We start from the raw sequence: 22,418 nt of genomic DNA on the forward strand, positions 1-22,418 counted from the left end.
GCTTGGAGACCTAAAATGAAGATGGATAGTAACTTAAGACCTATTTTTCATCATGAGTTCAGGCTTTTTTAAGTAGACCTCCGTATTAGGCGGGACAGATTCCGTAAGCCAGACATTTCCGCCTATGATTGACCCTCTTCCTATTACTGTGTTACCACCCAAAATAGTTGCATTTGCGTAGATTATAACGTCATCTTCTATAGTTGGATGTCTCTTTTTATTCCGTAAAGATTCACATTCCTCTTTACTCAAAGATAGGGCTCCTAGCGTTACTCCCTGGTATATCCTCACTCTATTGCCTATTTCTGTTGTCTCCCCGATAACAACACCAGTTCCATGATCTATAAAAAAGCTTTCACCGATCTTTGCTCCAGGATGGATGTCGATCCCTGTTCTACTGTGGGCGTATTCAGTCATAATTCGAGGGATCAAAGGCACACCGTTTACGTGGAGAAAGTGGGCGATCCTATATACGGTGATTGCGAAAAGCCCGGGATAGCAAAATATAACCTCATCATAGTGTTTGGATGCCGGATCACCCTCGTATGCGGCTTTGACATCCTTTGCGAGGATCTCCTGTAGGTGAGGTATCTCGTCTAAAAACTTCAAAGCCACCTCGTACCCGAACTCGTCGCATGGAATGCAGGGTTTACCGTACCTTATACATTCGTGCCTATAGGCAAAGGTTATCTGTTCGGAGAGTATATTGAAGAGCTCTGTAAATTTTTGGCCGAAGTAGTATCTTATGGAGTTCTCATCGAGCCTCTCGAGAGTGTGGTATCCTGGATATATGAGCTCTATCGCTCTGTATATAATGTCAATAACTTTGACCCTGGAGGGTATCGGTTCGGGTTCTATGTGTGTAAACCTCCCCCCCTTTTTGTAGTTCTTTAGCATCCTTTCAACAGAGGCGGCTATGGCTCGACTGTAATTTTTCTTTTGAAGGGGCCTATTGCAGACTTTTTTCTTTTTTTGGGACTTACTCATGGGGCTAATTTTACCTTATTTTGGAAAAAAATGACAAAACTAAAGGCCAAAATAGCCTATAAGTGATAAGAAGTATTGATAGAAAAAACCCAAAGTAAGTAAAATTTAGATCCATGGATCGTCTGAAGTTAATCAAGTTGTCAGCCGTCTTTTTACTTCTTGTGATCTGTCCTTCAAATGTCCGAGCTATAACTCTTGAGGAGAGCATAAAAAGGGGTCTTTCCGTTTCTTATTCAGTAAAAGAGCAGGAAGAGCTTACAAAGAAGGCGAAATTCACTTACCTTTCCACCATAGACCCGTATCTTCCGCGATTCGACCTCGAAAGTTCATACTCTAGGGTTTTTTCGCCTGTAAAATCTCTAGATACGGTTAATTTTGATTTTCAAAGGGACACTTATCGATTCGGAGGGGTGATTTCTTATCGGATCTTTGATGGCGGGGAAAGGTATGCAAGAAGAAGGGGCGCCTATTTTACTTATGAGAAAAGTATCGAGGAATCGAAAAGGGTACGACAAGATGTGGCCTTCAACATAAAGAAACATTTTTACGAAGCTCTTGGAAAGAAAGAAATTTTGCAATTGAAAAAGGAATCACTGAATATAGCTCAGAGAATATTCGACCTCACAAAGGCAAGATACGAAGTAGGTGTGGCAAGGAAAAGTGATGTGCTTCAGGCAAAATTTAGAATGGAATCCCTAGCGATAGAGTACGAAAACGCACAGATGGAGTATAGAAAGGCTCTTTTGGCGTTAAAATCGATTCTCCTAGCGAAGGAGGAAGAAATTTTAGAAGTTGAAGGGACTTTGGAGAAGCCTGCGATTAAGTTTCAAAAGGAAGAACTCTTAAAAAGGGCTCTCTCCTCTAGACCGGAATTACTGGCACAGGAAAAAGAGCTAAAAAAGTTAGAAATGGTCCATAAAGAGAGGAAGGCCGTTTGGTATCCAAAGATCGATGCGGATGTGCAACATTCAAGGCATGATTCAACATTTTTTCCCCAGCGTCGGTCTGATCAATTCTTCTTATCTTTGAATTTGCCCATATTCGATGGTGTGGGAAGGTATTACACGTTAAAGAGCGTGGAAAAGGAGATTGCCTCCGCTTACGCGAATCTTTTGGAGAAGCGAAGGTTGGCAGAACTTGAAACGCTCGAGACCCTCTACGATTACGAAATGTCGGTAAAAAATGTGGAACTCCATGAAAAACTGGTTCAGGAAGCGGCAGCCAGCTTCGAACAATCCTTAGGAGAATACAGGGTTGGCAAAAGCGATATTCTAAGTGTTCTTAATAGCGAAAAAGACTTAACCCACGCAAAGGAAAAGTATATAATTTCTCTCGTCCAGGCAAATATCGCCCTCTCCCTTTTGGAAAAGGTCGCTTATCTCAAAGAATATTAGAGGCTCTTCAATGAAAATAAGACTAGTCGTCATACTCCTTTTGGTCCTTGTGGGTGCGGGCCTTACGGCCTATTATACCACAGCGAAGAGGGCTGAAAAATCGAAAAATTTTGAGGAAGAGGCCCAAATCAGGAGAGGAAAGATCATTCACTTCACTGAACAGACAGGGATCATCAAAGCTCAAGTTGGGGCAATAGTTAAAGTGGGAACAAGGGCTACAGGAGAGATAGTTGAGCTTCCATTTCAGGTTGGAGATTACGTTCCTAAAGGGGCCTTAATTGCCCGTATAGACGACAGGGAAATCCAGGCAAATAAAAGAGAGCTTGAGGCTCAAATAGAAGAGCAGAAAAAGGACATAGAGGCAAAACTTGCTAATTATCTATACTGCGAAAAGAACTACGAGAGGGAGCTTGTCCTTCTTTCCCATGATTTAACAACCAAGGACAGTGTTGACAGGGCAAAAAAAGAGCTTGATATGGCAAAGGCCCAACTAGAACTTTCCAAGGCAAAACTTAAAGGCCTTGAGGAAAAACTTAAAGCTTTGGAGGTGAGACTTAGTTACTACTCCATATACTCGCCAATCTCCGGTTATGTGGCCGAGATTACAACCCAGAAGGGAGAGACCGTTGTGACTGGTCTTTCGGCCGTCAATCTGATAACGATCATAGATACGAGAAAGTTAGAAATGTGGATATACGTGGACGAAACAGACATTGGAAGGACAAAACCAGGAATGAGGGTTGAATATTGGGTCGATGCCCATAAAGACAAGAAGTTTAGGGGAAAAATTTCAACGATTTACCCCCAACCTCAGGTTATGCAAAACATAGTCTATTATCTGGCAATAGTTAAAATTGATCCGGAATATGCAAAATTTTTAAGGCCTGAGATGACTACCCACGTAAGGATTATAATAGAAGAAAAAGAGAACGTAGTTTTGTGCCCAAATGAGGCGATTAGATTTGAGGACGGAAAGTATGTGGTATATGTGAAGAAAATGGGCGGCATTGAAAAAAGACCGGTAGTATTGGGTATCAGAGACGAAAGGCATACAGAAATTTTATCTGGTCTCGAAGAAGGCGAGATCGTCCTTCTTACGCCCAAAAAGCAGGCCCCTCATTCTAAGCTAGGCGTAAAAAAACCTGGCCGATGATAAAATTAAGGAACGTCAAAAAGAGCTACTTTTTAGGTGATCGGGAGATAACCGTTCTTAAAGGGATCGATCTTGAGATTGAAAAGGGAGAGTTCGCAATCGTCATGGGTGTCTCCGGTTCCGGAAAGACAACGCTCCTAAACATTATAGGGCTTTTGGACAAAAAAACCGATGGTGAATACTATTTTATGGGTGAAAACATAGATGGACTCTCTGACGAAAAACTGGCTCGACTTAGAAATAGACACATAGGTTTCGTATTTCAGCAGTTCTTCCTTTTACCATACCTCACGGCACTGGAGAATGTACTCATTCCCATAATATACTCGGACAAGAAGATAAAAAACCCTAGAGAAAAAGCAAGGGAGCTTCTTGAAAAATTTGGCCTCAAAGACAGGATGAATAGTAAGCCTGGCCAACTGTCAGGTGGGGAGCAACAGAGAGTGGCAATTGCGAGAGCTCTTATTAATGATCCCGACCTTATCCTCGCGGACGAACCAACTGGCGCCCTCGATTCTAAAACTGGAACGGAGATAATGGAGTTGTTTAAAATGCTAAACAAAGAGGGAAAGACTGTCATATGTGTGACCCATGACCCGAATGTGAAAAGCTTTGGCAGAAGGGTTTTAAAAATAGCGGATGGAGTTATAACCGAGGATGTTAAAGCTTAAAGAGTATCTAAGGGAGACATTTAAGATCCTTTATTTCTATAAACTCAGGGTCCTGTTTTCATTTTCCGGAGTTGCTCTCGGGATACTCTCAATAAGTATAATAGTTACGACGATAGAGGGTGCAAATAAAAAGGCTAAAGACATCTTTGAGTCCCTGGGTCCCGATTCGATCATGGTTTTTAGCGGAAGCGAAAGACAGAGGCAGGCAAGGATACGGGTCAACACACTTACCCACGATGATGCGGAAGCTATAGGGCGGATAGCTGGTATTTACCACATTGTGAAGGTTCTCGGTGTTAGAGCTCAGACGGTAAAGCATAAGGACAAAAAATGGCAGACACTTGTAGTTGGAGCCACACCAAACTATTTTTCCTCGTTCTCCTGGAACTTTCGTATGGGTGGTCCCTTTGACGACGAGGACGAGAAAAAAAGTGAGGCGGTTTGTGTTCTAGGTTGGAAAGTGTATAGAGAGCTCTTTGAGATGGAAGATCCCGTAGGAAAATGGATTATCATTGGACGGCTACCTGTAAAAGTCATTGGCGTCCTCGAGGAAAGAGGTGGTACGGTGGGTGGTCCCCACATAGACGACAGAATCATACTCCCCTTATCGACCGTAATGGAGAGACTTTCCAATGAGAGAAAGTATCTCTCCTTCATAAGGCTTAAGACTTTGAGAGATCCAGAAGAGACAATGGAAGATATAAAGAAAGTTTTGAGGAGAAACCATGGTATTCTTGAGGGACAGGAAGACGATTTCACAATAAGGAGCGCTAAGGACATCTATGATTTTGTAAGTGTCATATCTGGGTCACTCTTTCTTTTTTTAGGCACTGCCTCATGCATAGCATTGATTGTGAGCGGATTTGTTTTGGCAAACCTCTTTTATCTTACTATTGACGAGAGGAGAAAGGACATAGGCATACGGAGAACTTATGGTGCCTCAAGAAGAGGTATACTCATTTCTTTTCTCTTCGAGTCCATAACTATAACACTTATCGGAGGAATTGTAGGGGTCAGTTTAAGCTTTCTTTTAGGTGGCACGTTCGAAAGGTTTTTCAATATTCCTATGGTCTTTACCCATAAAGTGATCCTTTTCGCGGTCTTATTCAGTTTTTTGACCGGCCTTATCTCAGGGATTAGACCTGCTATGAAAGCAAGTAGAATCGAGCCCATAGAGGCGATAAGATCGTAATCTTAGATGGTGGATCTTTTAATTTTTCACTTAAAGATAGCCCTGAGAAACCTTCTAATTCATAAAAAGAGAATGGTTCTTTCCCTTTTGGGAATCCTTTTTGCTGTGATGAGCCTAGTAGCTTTTGGAAACATAAGTGAAGGACTTAAAGCAAAGCTTGAGATGGAAATTTCGAGGTTTGGCGAAAATCTCATCATCTTAAGATCGGGCATCTTTCATGTGGCTGGGAGGACATCTGCCCAGTTCAGCGAAGCAAGAACTCTAAAAATGAAGGATATAAAAAGCATAAAAGAGTCTTTAGTGGAAATCGAAGAAGTTGTTCCATTTTTCGATAGTTCGTACCCTTTGCGGTTCGGCGAAAAGAAAGTAACAGCCCTAATTGTTGGTGCAGAAAATGGTGTTTTTAACCTGAGAAATGTGGAGATCTTTGAGGGAAGGATATTTACAGATAAAGAGGAAGAGGATCTAGAAAGGGTTGCGGTTGTGGGGTTCAAGGTCTACGAGAATCTCTTTGCACCTTTCTCCCCGATAGGTAAATACCTTCTCATCTATAGGGTGCCGACTGAAATAATTGGTGTGATGAGCGAGAAAGGTTCTGATCTTTTCGGGCAGGATCAAGATCTCGTAGTCTATATGCCCCTCAAAACATTTATGCGGAGGTACAGCAATGTGGACTATGTGAAGGGAGCCTATATAAAGGTGAAGGAAGGGGTTCCACTATCTGACGTAAAACAAAAGATAAGGAGTTTTTTGCGTTCTGTAAGAAAGATGAAGCCTGAGGAAAAGGACGATTTCTCAATATTTACAGTGGAAGACATTTTGAAGACAAAAGAAGAGGGAACAAGGCTTGTGTCAATTCTTACCGTCATCTCATCAATCATATCCTTTCTCATAGGTGGGTTAGGGATATTTGCTATAATGTTACTCTCCGTTACAGAGCGAAGAGTAGAAATTGGAATAAGAAGAGCATTCGGATCGAGTAAGAAAGACACAATTTTTCAGTTTCTTGGAGAATCGACTGTCGTTTCCCTTATCGGGGGTATAAGTGGTGTACTTTTCGGTTTTGCAGCGACGATCATAGTTGACGCCATAGGGGACTTCCCTTTCAAAGTTTCGGTAAAGAATTTAATTCTTGCCCTTTCGGTATGTGTTTTTGTGGGAATCATTGCAGGGATCTATCCTGCTATGAGAGCAACCACATATGAGCCGACAGAGGTCCTCTCCTCTTAGTCTAGCTCTCTTAGCGCTCTTTCTGCGAGGTCTCTAAGGATAGAAGATTGGGAAGACTGACTTATAGCTTCAAGATCTTTCTTTGCCTCTTTCTTTTCCTGCCTCATCTCCTTTATCCGAGCGAGGTAAAATCTTGCGATGTCTGATAAAGTCCCCTCTTTTTCTTTAGCGATCTTTAGAAAGATCTTTTCCGCCTGAGAAAGATAAGACTCATTTCCGGTCAATATTGACTGCCGAAAAAGAACGGCCGCTTTTGAAAGCTCGTACTGTAACTCGTTCTCCCTTTTTTTTTCGTGCCAGGCGTAAAGGATAAAAAGGCAGATTATTAAAACGACACTAGAAGAAAGGATAATAACAAGCCTTAGGTGTGTTCTTATGTAAGTTTGGAACCAATTTACAGCTTTTATGAAAAAGTCAGGTTCCTTTATTTCCTTTTTGATTCTTTTTTTTCGCACGGTCTCTATTTGAGCATAAGTTCGAAGAGACTGTCAATGGTATTAGGCAGTGAAGAAATCAAAAGAGCGGTTTAGAGATCGTAAAAATCAGCACGTTTCTCGAAGCATCCCTTCTGTACTCAACGTTCTTTATCAGTTTCTTTATAAGTCTTACCGATTCATCCCTCTTCCTTCCTTCTTCGGCTGGGTATGGTTCGATATCCGAAAGAAGCATGTTGTAAGGCCTGCCGTAATCTGTTATGATCACAATGAGAAAGCCAGCGTCTGTTACTGAACATTCAACTGATATCTCGCCACCCTTATTTTGATATGCGTTTTCTGCTATGTTTTTCATTGCCAGATAGCTCGCATTTCTTATCTCTTCTATTCTAGAGTCTTCAAAACCGGCCTCCCAGGCGTGGGCACAGATGAAATCAGTAAGTGTAAGTAAGGAACCTTCGTCAGTACCTAAAGTGATCTCTCGTCCTGGAATACCTTCGCTCCAAAATGGATTCTTCTTTTCCATAGTAATTATCCCTAACATGGCATAAACGGATTTGCAAATACCTAAGAATCCCTGTAAATTTATCTTGCCGTGAAAAGGATCGTAATCGGTACAGCTGGTCATGTGGATCATGGAAAGACTGCCCTAATTAAAGCTTTGACAGGAATAGATTGTGATCGGCTTAAGGTCGAAAAGGAAAGAGGAATAACGACCGAACTCGGTTTTGCCTACTATAAAGGGGGAGAGGATCTCCTTTTAGGAATCGTTGATGTCCCAGGACATGAAAGATTCGTAAGGCACATGGTTTCCGGAGCTTGGGGAATAGATATGGTTCTTCTCGTTGTTGCAGCCGATGAGGGTGTGATGCCTCAGACGAAAGAACATGTGGATATATGTGAACTTTTAGGGTTAAAAAAGGCTATCGTAGCCGTAACAAAGATAGACCTCGTAGATGAGGAGATGCTTGAATTAGTGATAGAGGATGTAAAGGATTTTTTGAAGGGAAGACCATTCGAAAAGGCGCCAATAATACCGGTATCTTCAGTTACTGGACAGAATATTTCTCTTCTTAAAAGTACTATAATGGAAGTTGCCAAAGACGTGCCTGAAAAGTCTAAAGAAGGCATTTTTCGGCTTCCCGTTGACAGAGTCTTTTCAGTGAAAGGGCACGGTACTGTTGTAACTGGAACTTGCATTTCCGGAAGCGTAAAAGTGGGGGAGCAAGTAGAGATTTACCCTATCCATAGATACGCGAAAGTGCGATCGATTCAAGCATACTATGAGGAAAGGCAGAAAGCGTTTGCCGGGGAAAGGGTCGCCTTAAATCTTCAAGGTATTGACAAAGAAGAACTGGAAAGGGGTGTGGTAATCGGCGAGCCAGGCCGTCTAATCCCTAGTATAAGAGTGGATGTTTCGCTTAAGTTACTCGACCTTCCGATAAAACCGATAAAGAGCGATACGATCTTACGGTTTCACATAGGCACTGCTCAGAGGGAGGCAAGACTTATCATCCTAGAAAAAGACGAGATAAGGCCGGGTGAAGAGCTTTTCTGCCAGTTCGTTTTTTTGGAACCGATTGTGGCAATGCCTAAAGACAACTTTATCATAAGGGGATCATATTTCCCCTCGCAGACGATAGGAGGTGGTGTTATCCTCGATGTAACGGCAAAAAAGCATAAGAGGAAACGCCCAGAGCTAGGCCTGATATACAACGTTTTGAGAAATGGATCCCCGAAAGACAGGCTCGAATTGTTCGTAAAAGACAGGGATTATGAGGGGTTGTCTCTTGCCGAACTTGAAGCGATCTCCGGACTGAATTCAAAGGAGCTTGAAGAAGGCATATCAAGCTTGATGGGAGAAGGGAAGGTCCTTGTTATCTCGAGTCATGTGATGCATGAAGAGTTTGTCAGAGCTTATAAGTCAAAACTTATTGAGATTCTCCAAGAATTTCACGAACGGAATCCTTTAAAGATAGGGATTTCAAGGGAGGAATTGAAACAGAGATTGCCGAAGGTGAAGGATAGTTTCTTCGTTTTCGTTTTAGATGCTCTGGTAAAGGAAGGACAGTTAGAGATAGAAAAAGACAGAATAAGACACAAACTCAAAAAGCCTGAAGGAATGGATATCGATTCCCTAGAAAGGGAGATTATTTCCAGGCTCCACAAATACGACCTCTGTGCCCCTTCCATCTCGGAGTTGAACCAGGAACTTAAGCACCCGGAGAACATGCTGAGAGACTTCTTAGAGAGGCTCGTGTATGAGGGAAAGGTTGTAAAGCTAAAAAAAGATATGTACATTCACCCGGAAAGTTTAGAAAGATTTAGAACTGCGGTTGTGAGCTTTCTTAAGGAGAAAGGAGAAGCCTCGCCATCTGAGATAAAGTCAGTTGTGAACATATCGAGAAAGTATCTCATCCCTCTTCTGGAATATCTGGATGAAGTGAAGATAACGATCAGAAAAGGGGATAAAAGGGTCTTAAGGGAGATAAGCTTTTGATGTATAACTTCCAAGGATGGTCATTTTTCCGATCCATGTCTGGAAACTTAATGGCAAAAGTGTGCCAAAAGAGCTATGACCAAGGACTACTACGAAATTCTTAACGTTTCTAGAAACGCGGACGAGAAAACCATAAAAGAGGCTTATAGAAAACTCGCCCTTAAATATCATCCTGATAGAAATCAAAACGATCCTAGGGCCTTGGATAAAATGAAAGAGATAAACGAGGCCTACGCTGTCCTTTCGGACCCGAAAAAGAGAGAAAAGTATGATTTACTGCGGAAAGAGTTTGGAGATCGAGCGTATGACTACTTCAGAAAGGATTATTCGGAGGAGGACATATTTAGAGGCTCGGATATATTCGAGCTTCTAGATGAGATATCGCGTGCTTTTTACGCGGCTGGCTTTAAAAAGAGAGGATTCTTCTATTTCTATACAATTTTCCAAGTGCCGATTTTTAAGTTTCTTATCCGCAATGTCCCCTGGGGAGATAAATGGTATGACGAGGATTTGAGCGGGACAATCTATATCGATGAGGAAGACGCAAGAGTTGGAAACAAAGTCTCCTACTATGACAAAAGGCTCGACAAGCAGTTCATAGTGACGATTCCGCGGAACATAAAAGATGGTCAAGTGATAAGATTGAAAGGGGCCTTCGGTGACGGAATATTTTTTCCGAAAAGGGACATATATCTTACAGTCCGGATAAGAAAACCTTTTCTTAAAAGGATCTTCTCAGCCATAAAAAAATTCATTAATAAGGTAAGCCCATAGGTCACGATTTTTTTATCGTGAAAAGATACTCGGCTGCCGAATATAGGCCGAAAAACAAAGCGATGATAAGAACTATTAGACCCGGCTCCGGATAAATTCCCTGTTGGAAGATGGGCTCAGGAAAAGAGCGGTTAAAAAGGATCAATGAAATGCCAAGTATTTGCAATGCGGTTTTAAATTTTGCTGACCTTCCTGGAAAAATGGTGACCCCCTCACTTGCATAAAGCCCTCTTAAACCGTTGACAAAGAATTCTCTAAGAACGTGAAGAAGCGTGAGCCAAAGTGGAACTATCCGGTAATATGAGAGAGTTATAAGACAGGATGCAACAAGCATTTTATCAGCGACCGGGTCTATGTAGACACCAAACTTCGAATTAATCTTCAGCCTTCTTGCAAAGAAACCGTCCAATCCGTCAGTTATTCCTGCAAAAACAAAGAGAAAAAAAGAGATGAGAAAGAAACGGTTCTCCTCCAGGGAAATAAGAAAGCAGATGAGAGGAACAGAAAGAATTCTTGCAAAGCTTAAACCTGTTGGCAAAGTCCAAAGGTGGACCTTTTCATCTTGAGTCTTCATTCAAGGATTTAAGCTTTCTGTAAAGGTTCTTCACTTTTTTTACGTAGTTAACCGTCTCATCTATGGGAGGGATAGCCATTCTGTTCTCTATTATTCTTTTCGGTCCCGCGTTATACGCGGCAAGCACGAGGTCTAGATCTCCCTTAAAGTAGTCTTTAAGTAATCTTAAGTACATAATGCCACCTCTTATATTCTCCTCTGGATCAAAAACGTTCCTAAGATTCAACATCCTTGCCGTCTCAGGCATTATCTGCATAAGGCCCATGGCACCCTTTTTTGAGACCGCATAGGGATCGAAATTAGATTCAGCCATGATCATGGCCACAACGAGAAGAGGATCGATGTTAAATTTTCTTGAGTAATAATAGATTATAGGATCGTATTTTCGATTCCTTCTTATGCCTGTCTCTTTGATTTCGTAAGGGTTTGTCCCGTATATGACTATCTTGTACTCTTTGTTTCTTGGTTTAACGTTTGTAAAATGGATCACCCCTTCTTCGTCAACGTATGAGTAAATGGCGCAGTGTGTCCGGGATGGGCCAAAAACGATAAAAAAAAGGGATAAACAGATTAACGTAAGCCTTCTCTTTTCTAACCCCATTTTGCCTCATTGCTCCCCAATTAGTTTTTTGAACTCCTCGTAAGTTATCGTCTTTACCCCCAATTGTCTAGCTTTTTCAAGTTTTGAGCCTGGATCTTCCCCTACTATAAGGTAATCGGTTTTTCTAGATACAGATGAAGAGGCATGCCCACCTAAAGACTCGATAAGTTCTTCGATCTTTGACCTTTCCTCCGGAAGCCTTCCTGTAATTACGAAAGTGAGACCTTTCAAAGGTTCCCTTTTTTCCTTTTGTTCGCCTTCATAATCGGGATTCTCTATTTTTAATCCCATCTTCTTCATCTCTTCTATGGCCCCTATGTTTTCGTCCCGTCCAAAAAAGTCAGATACTGATTGGGCTATTTTATCTCCGATCTGTTTTATCTCTAGTATCCTTTCCCTTTCTATGCCATAGAGGTCCTCCACGTTTCTAAAATGTCTAGCCAGAAGTTTTGCGACATATTCACCCACGTGTAATATTCCCAATCCGAAAAGGAATCTGGCAAGGGTTGTGTTTTTGCTTCTCTCTATCGCGTTTATCAAGTTCGATGCGGACTTCTCTTGGAACCTGGGAAGTTTTAAAAGATCCTCTTTTTTCAGTTTGAAAACGTCGGTGAGGTTTTTGAGAAGACCAAAGGAGTAGAGAAGTTCAACGTTTTTTTCTCCGAGCCCCTCAATGTTCAATGCGTTCCTGGAGGCAAAATGGATTATTCTCTCAATAACCTGGGCTGGACAGTTGATGTTCACACACCTTATTGCCACCTCACCTTCAACCCTTACAACTTTGCTTTTACACTCGGGGCAAACATCCGGGATTGGAAATATCTTCTCAGAGCCTGTCCTTTTCTCCTTTATTGGGGCGATTACATGGGGAATGACATCTCCTGCCCTTTCGACTATCACGTAATCCCCTATCCTTATGTCCTTCCTTCGCATCTCGTCAAAATTGTGAAGAGTCGATCTTGTGACTGTTACCCCTCCTATCCTTACCGGTTCAAATATAGCGTAAGGAGTCAAAACTCCCGTTCTGCCTACGGAGGCTCTTATGTCTATGATTCTTGTTGTGCCTTGGTGCGCTGGAAATTTGTAAGCGATAGCCCATCTCGGTTCCCTTGTTTTTACCCCTAAAATTCTTTGCAACTCAAAATCGTTTACCTTTATTACAGCTCCATCCGCTTCAAAGGGAAAATCTTTTCTTTTCGATTCCAGTTCCTTTAAGGCGTCTACAACTTCCTTTATTCCAGTCACCACTATGAACTCATGAGGAACTGGAAATCTGGCAGACTGGAGCCACCTTATGAACTGTTCCTGAGTTTTGAACTCAAGCCCTTTTGAAAATCCTAGTCCGTAAGCAACGAAATGGAGCTTCCTTTTCGCCGTGATCGAAGAATCGAGCTGTCTTACGGAACCTGCCGCAGCGTTTCTAGGATTGGCAAAGAGGGGTTCGCCGTTTTTTTCTCTTTCCCTGTTTAGGCGCTCGAACTCCTCAATGTCCATGTAAACTTCTCCCCTTATGTCGATCTCTTCTGGCACAACCTCTTTGTCAATCTTAATTGGAATACTTCTTATAGTTTTGATATTTAGTGTGACATCTTCTCCTTCATAACCGTCCCCTCTTGTCGAAGCAACTTTGAGAAATCCTCCTTCGTAAGTTAACTCTACTGCCAACCCATCGTACTTTGGTTCAACAGTGTACTCAATGGGACCTTCAGTCTTCAAAAATTTCTTTACCCTCTCGTCGAATTCTTCAACGTCCTCGTACGAAAAGGCGTTATCGAGAGATAACATGGGCTCGCGATGTTTTACCTTCTCGAATTTGTCGAGTGGAGGAGCCCCAACTCTTTGGGTTGGCGAATCTGGGAGTATGTATCCATAACGCTCTTCAAGCTCCTTGAGACGCCTAAAGAGCCTGTCATACTCCTCATCGGAAATTACAGGAGAATCCAATACGTAATACCGGTAGTTGTGGTAGTTTATCTCTTCCACCAACTTTTTGATCTCTTGCTGTATTTCTGGAGGGACGGTCCGTTCCATATATGTTTATTATAGCAGATTCTCAATTTTGGGCGTACAAAGAGAAAGCTTACCAGAATTTTGATATTTCATCTGAGAGCCTTTTTTTTATCTCCGGTCTCTCCCTATCTATGTATTCTATTGCTGGTTTTAAGAGTTCAGGTGGATACTGACCGAAAAGATACTCCTCTTTTCTTATATGCCAACCGAAACTCTCCCATCTTTCCATTGTTTCCTTCTTAAACTCTTCAACCTCCTCTGGGGTCATCCTTCTTGTTGAGAAAAAAGGCGACAAGTGAGGCGACGGTTTTCCATAGTAAACCATAAAAAGTTCCCATTCTTTGAAGTCCTGTTTTGAGCTAAGAAATGCACCAAACTTTCTAATTACTGAAACGTACTGATGGAAGATCCCTATGTACGGAGGAGCTGAAAACTCAGGCTCTTCCTTACTTCCCAAATAGAATTCCACCTTTCCGACAAAACCACTGTCCATCTCCTCCTCGATAAATGAGTCAGTCTCAGAAGAACTGAAGCCCTCATCTTCCAGAATCTTTCGTAGGGTCCCGAGATGAAAGAGATAGGGTTCATATTCGTAGCCACCAACAAAGACATTTCTTATTCTGAGTCTCCCCCCTGGTGCAAGATATACTCCAGAAGAGAGAATACCGCGGACCAAAAACTCTATCTTTGGTCTATTTATAGCCTTTTCACAGAGTATGAAGAACTTCCGAGAAAATTCTTCATTGGCAGGTGTCCTATCGTAATGGTAAAGGGAACCCTCTTTGACTACCACTTTTCTCTCGGAGAGTTTCTCCAAAGCCTTTTCTACCCAAAGTGGGTCTTCTCCTGTCATACTTGAGAGTTCCTCAAGGCTAAGTGGCTTACGACTATCCCTCAGTACTTTTAGTGACTTAATTACAACAGGTTCCATCAGTAGTTTTTAAAAGCTCTTTTTTTCATTTTTAGGTAATCCTCGATGACCATCTCGCCAAGTCGCAGAGGGGAAGTGAAAAAAACCCTTCCTAAGTTTTTTCTCGCAAGGATAGATGCAAATTCTTTAAGCTCGTAACTTTCGTCGAGCATTATTATGTTAAGGGTAATCCCAGACTGACGATAGTAAAGGGCTTCTTGGATAACGCCACCTATAGCTCTACTGAATCCAACATACTTTCCATCTTCGGTATTGGGCTCAGTATCAGTTATGAGGTAGGCCTGTTTGTCACCCTTTTCATTAGCAACAGCCTTTCTGAAAGCTCTCATGGCTGCCCTTATGTCAGTTGATCCTCCGGCGAAACTCACATTTAGGATATCGTAGTAAGGGATTTCCCTAACGCAAGTGGAAAAGAGATAAACTTTAAGCAGATCCTTAGGCTCTCTCTTTATGAGTTCGGCCAAGGCCAAAGAAGTATCTATTGCCGCATTCATCTTATCACCGCTCATGCTGCCTGACTCATCTATTATGAGCCCGGAAACCATTCTCGTTTCCTCTATCTCCTCATAAACATAAAAATCTTCCAACTGAAAAGAGAGCCTATTTTTTATACCCTGCCTCTCTAAAGCATTAAGGAGAGTTCTCTCAATATCGATTCTCTCATACTCGTCACCTATTTCGTAAGGCCTGGAGGAGAAAGAGAGGTCAATTCCAAAGCCGATCTCGCCAGTTCTGTGGACACCGGCACCTTTTTCTGTCAGTTTTTCTAAGATCTTTCTTAATACGTTTTGGGCGAGTTTTCTTGCTCCTTTTGGGGTAATTTTTATCGTATCACCGTCCATCTGGATGTCGCCAAGATCAATGTACTCTTTTAAAGCATCCTCCAAGTCCTTTTGCGTTATATCTTTCGGTTCGTACTTAAGTCTCCTTATTTCCCTTTCCAGCTCCTCTTTTATCCTGTCTCTTCGTATTCTTTCTGCAATCTTTTCTGCGTCTTCGCCCTCGAAAAGCCAGTCGACAGATTGAAGAGCCAGTTCCTCGTTCCTTTTTTTCAGTTTCTCCTCGTATTCTGCCTTTTTTCTTTCGATTTCGGTAAGTCTCTTTTCCCTGTAAGCATTAGCCCGCCTGCCAAGCGAAGTGTCCGAATATCTTATTCGTCTTAAAAGGTCTTCCAAAGAACGATTCCTCATGTAGGAAATCTCTTGTAAGAAATCTCTGTCCTGGAACCTCACTGGAACACATTTACTTCCACTGCACTCTTGCATGCGTTACCTCTTCTGAAAACTTCCCATTCTCGGAACAAAAAAGCGTTGCTCAATTGAGCGGGAGGCCAAATTCCTATGCCAGGCCAAATTAGCGACAAGTTCGAGGGCTGAGTAGTTGTACTCGTCAAGAGTTTTCTCATCCACTTTTTCGGGAAAAAGGACAATCTCCTTTTCATTTTTGTTCCAGTCATCATTTATCTTATCCTTTGCGACCCTTTTAATCTCCTCAACGGCACGCAAAACTTCAGGATAAAATTTAAGTCTTTCGGTTATGTGGGTAAAATCATCTTTGAGAATGGAATCTAGCTCCTCTGAAAATCTATCTTTTTCGACTTCAATCCGGTATGGGAAACTCTCTATGCTTTTACATAAGAGATATTCAGACAATTCGTCACTCTTTCTCAAACTCTCTTTCGGGTTATCGAAATCGACAAGATCTGCTCTAAGGGCCATTCTCCCTCTTAAGGCTAAACTCAACCCAGTTGCAGCATCTTTCAGTGAAGCAACCCTCCTTCCGTCCAGTTCAACAGATCCATAAGTATGGTCGAGGGCCCGTATGGTTGCGCGAATGGAAGCTTTCCTCTCGAGAAGGGGAGAAACCCTGCTCTGCCTTACCGTTTCATTTATGAGTTCCATTATCCACCAGGGAACGATGCTTTTTCTGTCGAGCTCATCAATTGCTGGATACAAAGGTAAACCGTCTTCTTCGGATACTTGAGTTTCAATTTCTATTTTAAACTTTTCCTTAAGCATTATCTCTTCTTCAACTTCCTTGGCAGGCAAATCCATATATATGAGCTCCAATCTGTCTAGAAGTGGCCTAGGTACCTCGTTCACATGGCTAAACCCCTGAGGGTTACCCGTAGCGATAAGCACAAGGTCTAGAGGGTGCTCCCAATTGTACTCCTCTAAAATCGCCTTCTTTTCCTCAAGTACGGGATGGAGTATAACCTGCACCTTTGTCCGTATTGCTGGTAGTTCGTCGATAAAAAGGATTCCTCTGTTAGCCCTGAATATTCCAGTTCCAGTAAATACTCTTGGATCAGACGGGGACTTGCCCTGTGCTATGGCCTGTATATCCTTCAAACCTAGAAGCTTCGCTTCGTTTGTGTACTCGTTTCCCTGAACCCTTGAAAATCTTTTAAATCCTGGTACAATCTCGATCCCAAATTTTTTAACCGGATCCTTTGTGTTTCTACATCTGGGACATAGTAATCTCGGAGGCCATTTTGGATCATCGTTGTACGGACAACCCCTGATGACAGGAATGGGTAGAAGGAGCTTAGTTAAGCTTTTAGCGAGTCTAGTCTTTCCAGTTCCTTCCTCCGAAACGAGATACGGATTTGCACCAGAAAGTAACGCTATAAGGACATCCCTTTTTACCGATTCCCTGCCCTGAATGTCGGGTAGGGGATCCTCTCCGTTTTTGACCTTATTTAGGATTGAGTACCTAAGTTGGTAAACTACAGGCAAGGGCTGATAATTAGCTAAATCGAAACCCTTAGCCTTGCCCTTTGCGGTAAAATTAACACCCATCTCTAGACCACTTGCGAAAACCTTAGATTCACCCTTGAGCCCTTTAGCAGAATGAATGATCCTAAGGAAGGAAACCTTTTTTGAGACAAGTACGAAAATTTTATAATTAGCTTCATTACGGTTCGATACATAAATAATACACCTTACCGCCTAAGAAACGCAACGGCCTATTTTGGCTATAGTATTTGTAGAATAAACAAGCCTTGAAAAACGGAAAAAAGGTTAATGCTCAGTTATCAAAATGAGATCCTAAATTATTAAGGTACGGTTTTACATCATAAATGGAAATCTGCTATAATCGATGAAAGATGCGCGGAGGAGACCAATGCGGATAGGAAACTTTGAAGTAGAAGATCTTGCTGAAACTCCGAAAGATCCCATTGCAATTGCAGCTCTTTGGCCCTGGATAGATGTAAACAACGTCGGAACTGCTGTGCTTAGGGAGATAAGGAACAGGTACAATGCACGGCTTATTGGAAGATTGGCTACTCCGGGGCTCTTTTACGATTTTACGAGATACAGGCCCCAGATAGAACTGGAAGATGAAATCAAGGGAATGTCGATTCCTAATACAACGGTTTATCTGGCCAGAAGGGAGGGCAATAAAGACCTGATTCTTATAAGGATGAGAGAGCCCCATTCTCATGCTGAACTTTTTGTTCGATCCGTCCTTAAGCTTTTGACGGTATTTGGGGTAAAGACGTACATCGTTGTGGGGAGTATGTACGATGCGGTTCCTCATACAAGGCCTCTGATAGTCAACGGATACGGTATGGGAGAGAGTGCAAAGGAGATAGTGAGAAAAAATGGAGTTTTGTCCATAAGCTATAGGGGACCGTCAAGTATAGTCAATATGGTCACAAAGAAGGCCTACGAGTCGGGAATAGAAACGATGGTCTTTATAGTTTCTATACCTCAGTATGTAATCCTCGATGAGGACTATGCAGGAAAATTGCGACTGATTGAACTATTAAGCAGAATAATCGACATTCCGGTAGATCAGGACGACTACATAAAAGTGTTGGAACAAAAGAGCATCATCGGAGAAAACGTCGATAGATCTCCGGAGATAAAAGCTATACTTCCCCATCTTGAGAAGATGTACGACACGCGGGTAAAGGTTGCAGGAAGAGAAGGTACCCTGGAACTTTCTCCGGAGATGGAAGAGCTTCTGTGGAAAACTATGGGTAAGGATGTGGGGAAGGCTTAAGCGAATGCGAGACGATAAATATAGCGATTCCATAAAGCCCAATAGAACAGAGAAGGAGAAAGTCTAGCCCAAATGCTAAAGCGATAAGAGAACCGGCTTGAGGGGCAAGAACTGACGCCATTCCGTTTATGTAGTAAGCAAAAGGTGTTACAGAGGGATCCTCTTGGCACAATACCTTAGTGCCTAAAGGAAAGAAAAAGCCCATAAAGAAACCCAAAGCGAAAAGGTAGACAGTCATCTCCTTTAAAGGATCGAAAAGATATAAGAGAAAAAGCAGGATCGGAACGATTGGCACAAAAAGAATAATCTTTTTTTCTTTAAGGAAAGAGACAAATAGAGATCCAAAGCCGGCAGAAAGGAGGAAGGAAGCCACAACAATCGAAAAAGTATCGACTGGAGATCCGTGGATCTTTAAGAGTCTGTGGATGAATAAGACCTCAACAAACATAAAACCAAAACCAATAGAGAGGAAGTAAGGGATTATTCGGCAAGAGCCAGCTGTGAGAACTTTGCCCTTCAAAAAAGCATATGCCAAGGTAAAAAGAACAAAAAGAGAAAGAATGAAAAATAGAAACGGAAGGGCCATACCCTCCATGATAAAGTACGCGCACCCTTTATTCGTGATACGGTAAATATCTTTTATGCGCGAAAGCTTAAGGAAATAATTGAAAAAGGGCCTTTGGTCTGTTGTGATCCTTATGTCGAAAGGGTAAGCTTTTATGAACTCGCTTGCGGAGGAGTCAGAAAGGATGAGAATGAAATCCTTCTCCGGAAGTCCCTCAATCAGATTTTCAGAAAGAAGGTTTGGAGGGAAAACGGGCTCAAACATTCTTTCTTTCAAAAAATTTCTTACCCTTGAATAGTCTTCATCCCTAAAACCATCCTTTTTAACGAGAAAGCCGATCGTATCCCAACTGGCAAAAACCAAAAGATGTTTTTTTACAGGCAATAGATTCGAAATGTGTAGAGCGTAAAATAGATTGTTAAAGAGCTTAAGCTCGTATCTCGGTGGAGGAACGCGAAATATCTGAATAAAGAGAAGGCCCCTCTCCTCTAATGCATATAGATACTCAAGGAAAGCATCTACTGTTGTTTCGTAGTCCTCCTCGAGTCCAAAATTTCCAGAGGGCAAATAGTAAGTTCTTGAGATCACGATAAGGTCGAATTTTTCCTTAGTTTCTTTTAGAAACTTTCTCGTTGATGTGTGCAAGAGGTTTCTTCCGTAAAACTTTTCCAAGAACTTTCGCACTGACGTGTCCCTTTCTGCAACGTAGAGTTTTTCAACTCCCTGAATTTTGGCCGTAATTAGTTCCAGTCCACTGCCTAGACCGACAAAAAAAACGGTTTTTGGTCTCTCTTCGATAACATAAGGAAGAAAAGATGGAAGAAAGCGAAGGAACTCCACATTTTGGATCTTACTTTCCTCTAAAAATATCCCACTAATCTCAGCATCTTTACAAAGTAAGAGACCGCAGGGAGCCTTCTCGGTAAATTTGAAAGAAAGCCCGGGAGCATACCTTAAGTGGGGGTTCCACACTATATCCAACCTGGAATCTCTTGTGTAGATTGTGTCGATAAGCTCCGAGTGTGGCATTTTTAAAAGGGATGGAAGGCCCTTATATTCAGAAATGCGTATTGGAAAATAGTTTAAAGCTATAGCCAACGATAAAGGGAGGGGAACAAAAAGATAAAGAAGCGAGAAAATGTCTTTTGTTAGTAGGCGAAAGAGAAAAGAAAAAACGGAAACTAAAGAGAATACCAGACCTAAAGCTGTCTCAGGGCTCATTTTGTCGAGCAAATACGGAGCGAGAAAAGCACCACATGCTGCACCCACAAGATCTGCGGCATAGATTTTTGCGGCAAAACGTGCGTACTCCCTATAGCAGAGACCAATTAGAAGGCCATAGGCCCAAAATGGGCATAAAATTGGGATTATCTTAAGAATGAGATAGAACAAGTGGGTTTTTTCCCAAAGTAGTTTCACGTGGTCGAACGGTATAAAGTGAGAAACCAAAAAATGGAAAGGAAAGGAAAAAGAGAGCAAAAAAGAAGCATCTAAAGGCTTTATCTTAATAGTATTCCCTAGCACGTAAACTGTTAGACTGCCAAGGACTATACCGAATATCGATATTGCCAAAACGAAGGATGCAAAGTGGTATGACAGGGTTATTGAAAATATCCTTAGGAGGAGAACTTCAAAAAAAAGCACGGAAAAGGAAGAGATAAAAACAATTAGGAAAATACTGACCATCGGTACTTTAGTTATCTATCACGGGTTACTTAATAATGGAAAACTTTCTTGAGCTTTGAGAAAAGACCTGTTAAAGTCTCTTTATGGATCGAGAGTTTCACTACTACATCACTTACTTTCTTGCGCTCCGTGCAGGATTTTTGAAAGAGGAAGCCCATATTATCGCCTATTCTAGCCAGTATACGGATGACAATACGTTAATCTTTAAAGTGAGTTCTAAGAAGGGGTTATACGTAAATTACGTAAGCCAAACGTTTAATATCTTAAGACCCCAAAAAAAGCTTCTTAGGATTTATCCAATCTTTCACTTTATGCCAGGATCGAAAGAAGAAGTTCAAAGCTATGGTTTTACGAGAAAGGATGGAAAGGTTCACGTTTTGAATACAATACCGGGGAACAAGAATAGCCTCCTTATTTTGGAGGATGCGATAAACTCGAGGAACCTTTTTCGAATAGGAATCGCCTGCCACACTTTTTCAGATACATACGCTCATCAAAATTTTGTCGGTTTACCCGATCCCTTAAACTCGAAAGCAAACTTTCAAGAAAAACTAATTCCCAACGTTGGACATGCCGACTTTAGGAGAAAACCTGACAGACCTTATTTGGTCTGGGAGGATGTGAGGCTTAAAGAGAGCCTGAGAATAGTGAATAACAAAGATAGGGTTTTAAATGCGTCGCGCGAAATTTATAAAAAACTTTGCAGTATCACTGAAAAAGACCCTTATGGCGAAGACTATGTCATAAATTCGATAAGTAGTGTGATCGGGGATCCATTATGGAAAGAGGAGAGAGAAGAATCGAGGATCGAAAAATACAAAGATCTCTTGGGTAAAGATTTCATCCCTTACGAAAGAACCCTATGGCTTAAGGAAGCTTTAATCTTTGATGCTTTCTCATCTTTTATCCGTGCCATAGACGCCATCTTCGGCAGCTTGGGTCTTATGCCATTTAAAATCCCCGCAAAGGCAAAGGAAGATTTCGAAAATTCGAATTGGTTAAAATTTCAGGAAGCAGTAAAGGAACACCAGAGATTAGCACTAGACCTTCTTGGGCCTGTCTTTGGTGAAGTTGAAATCGATAATCTATAGGTTTTTTCCAGTTGTTGTCATGCTTAGGGTTCCGTGTTTTACCCCTTTTATGGAACGTAACTTATCTGCAAGTTTCTGCACTTGGACGGGATTTCCCCTCACTGCTATGAGTTCCAAACAGTTGTTGTGATCGAGATGTATATGTTGAGTAGAGATTATTATGCCCTGAAAATCGTGCTGGATATCCGTTATCTTATTTAAAAGGTCTCTTTTATGATGATCGTAAACGAGGGTTATCGCACCGGCAACCTCATCACCCTCAAGCCATTCCTGCTTTATAAGCTCCTGCCTTATGAGGTCCCGTATAGCCTCAGATCTATTTGTATAGTTTCTAGACTCAATAAGAGCATCAAACTTTTCTAAAAGATCTTTTTCTAATGAGACCCCAAATCTAACTATATTCGACATAGCTTTTCCAACCATAGCACAAAAACCTTATACTGTCAATTCGAATACTTGGGAAACCTTGGGATTCTTAAGATTTTGTAGGCGCGACGGGTATTGAACCCGTGACCTCTACCGCGTCAAGGTAGCGCTCTCCCACTGAGCTACGCGCCTTATAACTCTTTATATCTATCAGCAAAGGATAGAAATGTCAATAAGTGGTTCCCTTT

19 protein-coding genes, 1 tRNA gene and 1 pseudogene are annotated in these 22,418 nt (G+C 41.8%); 9 read left to right on the top strand and 12 right to left on the bottom strand.

Features of this window, described 5'->3' with window-relative positions:
• Nucleotides 1-33: 33 nt before the first annotated feature.
• On the bottom strand, nt 34-987 hold the full coding sequence (locus NZ583_02330; protein ID MCS7280454.1) for a serine acetyltransferase: 954 nt from the start codon (nt 985-987) through the stop codon (nt 34-36).
• Between the two features lie 113 nt (nt 988-1,100).
• Here NZ583_02330 and NZ583_02335 point away from each other — a divergent pair, with 113 nt between their 5' ends.
• Genes NZ583_02335 through NZ583_02355 form a run of 5 tightly spaced genes read left to right on the top strand, consistent with a single transcriptional unit; the run spans nt 1,101 to nt 6,627 of the window.
• Nucleotides 1,101-2,381, top strand: a complete 1,281-nt coding sequence (locus NZ583_02335) for a TolC family protein (GenBank protein MCS7280455.1) — start codon at nt 1,101-1,103, stop codon at nt 2,379-2,381.
• A gap of 10 nt (nt 2,382-2,391) precedes the next feature.
• Nucleotides 2,392-3,534 (top strand): efflux RND transporter periplasmic adaptor subunit, encoded by a 1,143-nt coding sequence (locus NZ583_02340; GenBank protein MCS7280456.1) that lies wholly within the window; start codon nt 2,392-2,394, stop codon nt 3,532-3,534.
• A complete protein-coding gene (locus tag NZ583_02345; GenBank protein MCS7280457.1) occupies nt 3,531-4,205 on the top strand; it encodes an ABC transporter ATP-binding protein in 675 nt (224 codons plus the stop codon). Before NZ583_02340 ends, NZ583_02345 begins: the two co-directional genes overlap by 4 nt.
• A complete protein-coding gene (locus NZ583_02350) occupies nt 4,192-5,397 on the top strand; it encodes an ABC transporter permease (GenBank protein ID MCS7280458.1) in 1,206 nt (401 codons plus the stop codon). Before NZ583_02345 ends, NZ583_02350 begins: the two co-directional genes overlap by 14 nt.
• Before the next feature lie 6 nt (nt 5,398-5,403).
• Nucleotides 5,404-6,627, top strand: coding sequence for an ABC transporter permease (locus NZ583_02355; protein ID MCS7280459.1), 1,224 nt, complete (start codon nt 5,404-5,406; stop codon nt 6,625-6,627).
• Here the strand turns inward: NZ583_02355 and NZ583_02360 are convergent.
• Nucleotides 6,624-7,082 carry a hypothetical protein gene (locus NZ583_02360; GenBank protein ID MCS7280460.1) on the bottom strand — a complete coding sequence of 153 codons (459 nt, stop codon included), beginning with the start codon at nt 7,080-7,082 and terminating at the stop codon, nt 6,624-6,626. The genes NZ583_02355 and NZ583_02360 overlap by 4 nt on opposite strands.
• 58 nt (nt 7,083-7,140) lie before the next feature.
• Entirely contained in the window at nt 7,141-7,698 is a 558-nt protein-coding gene (locus NZ583_02365; protein ID MCS7280461.1) for an ATP-binding protein, read from the bottom strand.
• On the opposite strand from NZ583_02365, the gene selB reads away from it, so the two are divergent.
• Both selB and NZ583_02375 read left to right on the top strand, forming a co-directional pair.
• Nucleotides 7,657-9,561, top strand: a complete 1,905-nt coding sequence (gene selB, locus NZ583_02370; GenBank protein ID MCS7280462.1) for a selenocysteine-specific translation elongation factor — start codon at nt 7,657-7,659, stop codon at nt 9,559-9,561. The two genes, NZ583_02365 and selB, sit on opposite strands and share 42 nt — an antisense overlap.
• A gap of 75 nt (nt 9,562-9,636) precedes the next feature.
• Nucleotides 9,637-9,834: pseudogene (locus tag NZ583_02375) on the top strand (DnaJ domain-containing protein).
• A 502-nt stretch (nt 9,835-10,336) separates the two neighbouring features.
• Here NZ583_02375 and pgsA read toward each other — a convergent pair.
• The 6 genes from pgsA to NZ583_02405 are packed head-to-tail and all read right to left on the bottom strand — an operon-like array spanning nt 10,337 to nt 17,252.
• Complete coding sequence (gene pgsA, locus NZ583_02380; protein ID MCS7280463.1) at nt 10,337-10,909, bottom strand: CDP-diacylglycerol--glycerol-3-phosphate 3-phosphatidyltransferase; 573 nt, start codon at nt 10,907-10,909, stop codon at nt 10,337-10,339.
• Nucleotides 10,893-11,510, bottom strand: coding sequence for a lytic transglycosylase domain-containing protein (locus NZ583_02385; GenBank protein ID MCS7280464.1), 618 nt, complete (start codon nt 11,508-11,510; stop codon nt 10,893-10,895). Before NZ583_02385 ends, pgsA begins: the two co-directional genes overlap by 17 nt.
• Before the next feature lie 6 nt (nt 11,511-11,516).
• Entirely contained in the window at nt 11,517-13,541 is a 2,025-nt protein-coding gene (gene ligA, locus NZ583_02390; protein ID MCS7280465.1) for an NAD-dependent DNA ligase LigA, read from the bottom strand.
• 49 nt (nt 13,542-13,590) lie between these two features.
• Nucleotides 13,591-14,451: a hypothetical protein gene (locus tag NZ583_02395; protein ID MCS7280466.1), complete on the bottom strand. Its 861-nt coding sequence runs from the start codon at nt 14,449-14,451 to the stop codon at nt 13,591-13,593.
• Nucleotides 14,451-15,716 (bottom strand): hypothetical protein, encoded by a 1,266-nt coding sequence (locus NZ583_02400; GenBank protein MCS7280467.1) that lies wholly within the window; start codon nt 15,714-15,716, stop codon nt 14,451-14,453. The genes NZ583_02395 and NZ583_02400 overlap by 1 nt, the downstream gene beginning before the upstream one ends.
• 3 nt (nt 15,717-15,719) lie before the next feature.
• Nucleotides 15,720-17,252 carry an AAA family ATPase gene (locus NZ583_02405; protein MCS7280468.1) on the bottom strand — a complete coding sequence of 511 codons (1,533 nt, stop codon included), beginning with the start codon at nt 17,250-17,252 and terminating at the stop codon, nt 15,720-15,722.
• Nucleotides 17,253-17,577: 325 nt separating this feature from the next.
• On the opposite strand from NZ583_02405, the gene NZ583_02410 reads away from it, so the two are divergent.
• Entirely contained in the window at nt 17,578-18,462 is an 885-nt protein-coding gene (locus tag NZ583_02410; protein ID MCS7280469.1) for a PAC2 family protein, read from the top strand.
• On the opposite strand, the gene NZ583_02415 is transcribed toward NZ583_02410, so the two are convergent.
• Complete coding sequence (locus NZ583_02415) at nt 18,434-20,671, bottom strand: hypothetical protein (GenBank protein ID MCS7280470.1); 2,238 nt, start codon at nt 20,669-20,671, stop codon at nt 18,434-18,436. The two genes, NZ583_02410 and NZ583_02415, sit on opposite strands and share 29 nt — an antisense overlap.
• 125 nt (nt 20,672-20,796) lie before the next feature.
• On the opposite strand from NZ583_02415, the gene NZ583_02420 reads away from it, so the two are divergent.
• Nucleotides 20,797-21,804 (top strand): hypothetical protein, encoded by a 1,008-nt coding sequence (locus tag NZ583_02420; GenBank protein MCS7280471.1) that lies wholly within the window; start codon nt 20,797-20,799, stop codon nt 21,802-21,804.
• Here NZ583_02420 and nikR read toward each other — a convergent pair.
• Both nikR and NZ583_02430 read right to left on the bottom strand, forming a co-directional pair.
• Nucleotides 21,799-22,212 (bottom strand): nickel-responsive transcriptional regulator NikR, encoded by a 414-nt coding sequence (nikR, locus tag NZ583_02425; GenBank protein ID MCS7280472.1) that lies wholly within the window; start codon nt 22,210-22,212, stop codon nt 21,799-21,801. The genes NZ583_02420 and nikR overlap by 6 nt on opposite strands.
• Before the next feature lie 78 nt (nt 22,213-22,290).
• Nucleotides 22,291-22,362 (bottom strand) — tRNA-Val (locus NZ583_02430).
• Between the last annotated feature and the right edge of the window lie 56 nt (nt 22,363-22,418).

It is taken from the genome of Thermodesulfobacteriota bacterium, from assembly GCA_025062045.1.
Classification (GTDB): domain Bacteria; phylum Desulfobacterota; class Syntrophorhabdia; order Syntrophorhabdales; family JANXAF01; genus JANXAF01.

Excerpts from the sequence above, each read along its gene's own strand:
- NZ583_02330 (MCS7280454.1), bottom strand. The coding sequence starts at position 987 with ATGAGTAAGTCCCAAAAAAAGAAAAAAGTCTGCAATAGGCCCCTTCAA.
- NZ583_02335 (MCS7280455.1), top strand. The coding sequence starts at position 1,101 with ATGGATCGTCTGAAGTTAATCAAGTTGTCAGCCGTCTTTTTACTTCTT.
- NZ583_02340 (MCS7280456.1), top strand. The coding sequence starts at position 2,392 with ATGAAAATAAGACTAGTCGTCATACTCCTTTTGGTCCTTGTGGGTGCG.
- NZ583_02345 (MCS7280457.1), top strand. The coding sequence starts at position 3,531 with ATGATAAAATTAAGGAACGTCAAAAAGAGCTACTTTTTAGGTGATCGG.
- NZ583_02350 (MCS7280458.1), top strand. The coding sequence starts at position 4,192 with ATGTTAAAGCTTAAAGAGTATCTAAGGGAGACATTTAAGATCCTTTAT.
- NZ583_02355 (MCS7280459.1), top strand. The coding sequence starts at position 5,404 with ATGGTGGATCTTTTAATTTTTCACTTAAAGATAGCCCTGAGAAACCTT.
- NZ583_02365 (MCS7280461.1), bottom strand. The coding sequence starts at position 7,698 with ATGATCCACATGACCAGCTGTACCGATTACGATCCTTTTCACGGCAAG.
- pgsA (MCS7280463.1), bottom strand. The coding sequence starts at position 10,909 with ATGAAGACTCAAGATGAAAAGGTCCACCTTTGGACTTTGCCAACAGGT.
- NZ583_02385 (MCS7280464.1), bottom strand. The coding sequence starts at position 11,510 with ATGGGGTTAGAAAAGAGAAGGCTTACGTTAATCTGTTTATCCCTTTTT.
- ligA (MCS7280465.1), bottom strand. The coding sequence starts at position 13,541 with ATGGAACGGACCGTCCCTCCAGAAATACAGCAAGAGATCAAAAAGTTG.
- NZ583_02395 (MCS7280466.1), bottom strand. The coding sequence starts at position 14,451 with ATGGAACCTGTTGTAATTAAGTCACTAAAAGTACTGAGGGATAGTCGT.
- NZ583_02400 (MCS7280467.1), bottom strand. The coding sequence starts at position 15,716 with ATGCAAGAGTGCAGTGGAAGTAAATGTGTTCCAGTGAGGTTCCAGGAC.
- NZ583_02405 (MCS7280468.1), bottom strand. The coding sequence starts at position 17,252 with ATGGGTGTTAATTTTACCGCAAAGGGCAAGGCTAAGGGTTTCGATTTA.
- NZ583_02410 (MCS7280469.1), top strand. The coding sequence starts at position 17,578 with ATGCGGATAGGAAACTTTGAAGTAGAAGATCTTGCTGAAACTCCGAAA.
- NZ583_02420 (MCS7280471.1), top strand. The coding sequence starts at position 20,797 with ATGGATCGAGAGTTTCACTACTACATCACTTACTTTCTTGCGCTCCGT.
- nikR (MCS7280472.1), bottom strand. The coding sequence starts at position 22,212 with ATGTCGAATATAGTTAGATTTGGGGTCTCATTAGAAAAAGATCTTTTA.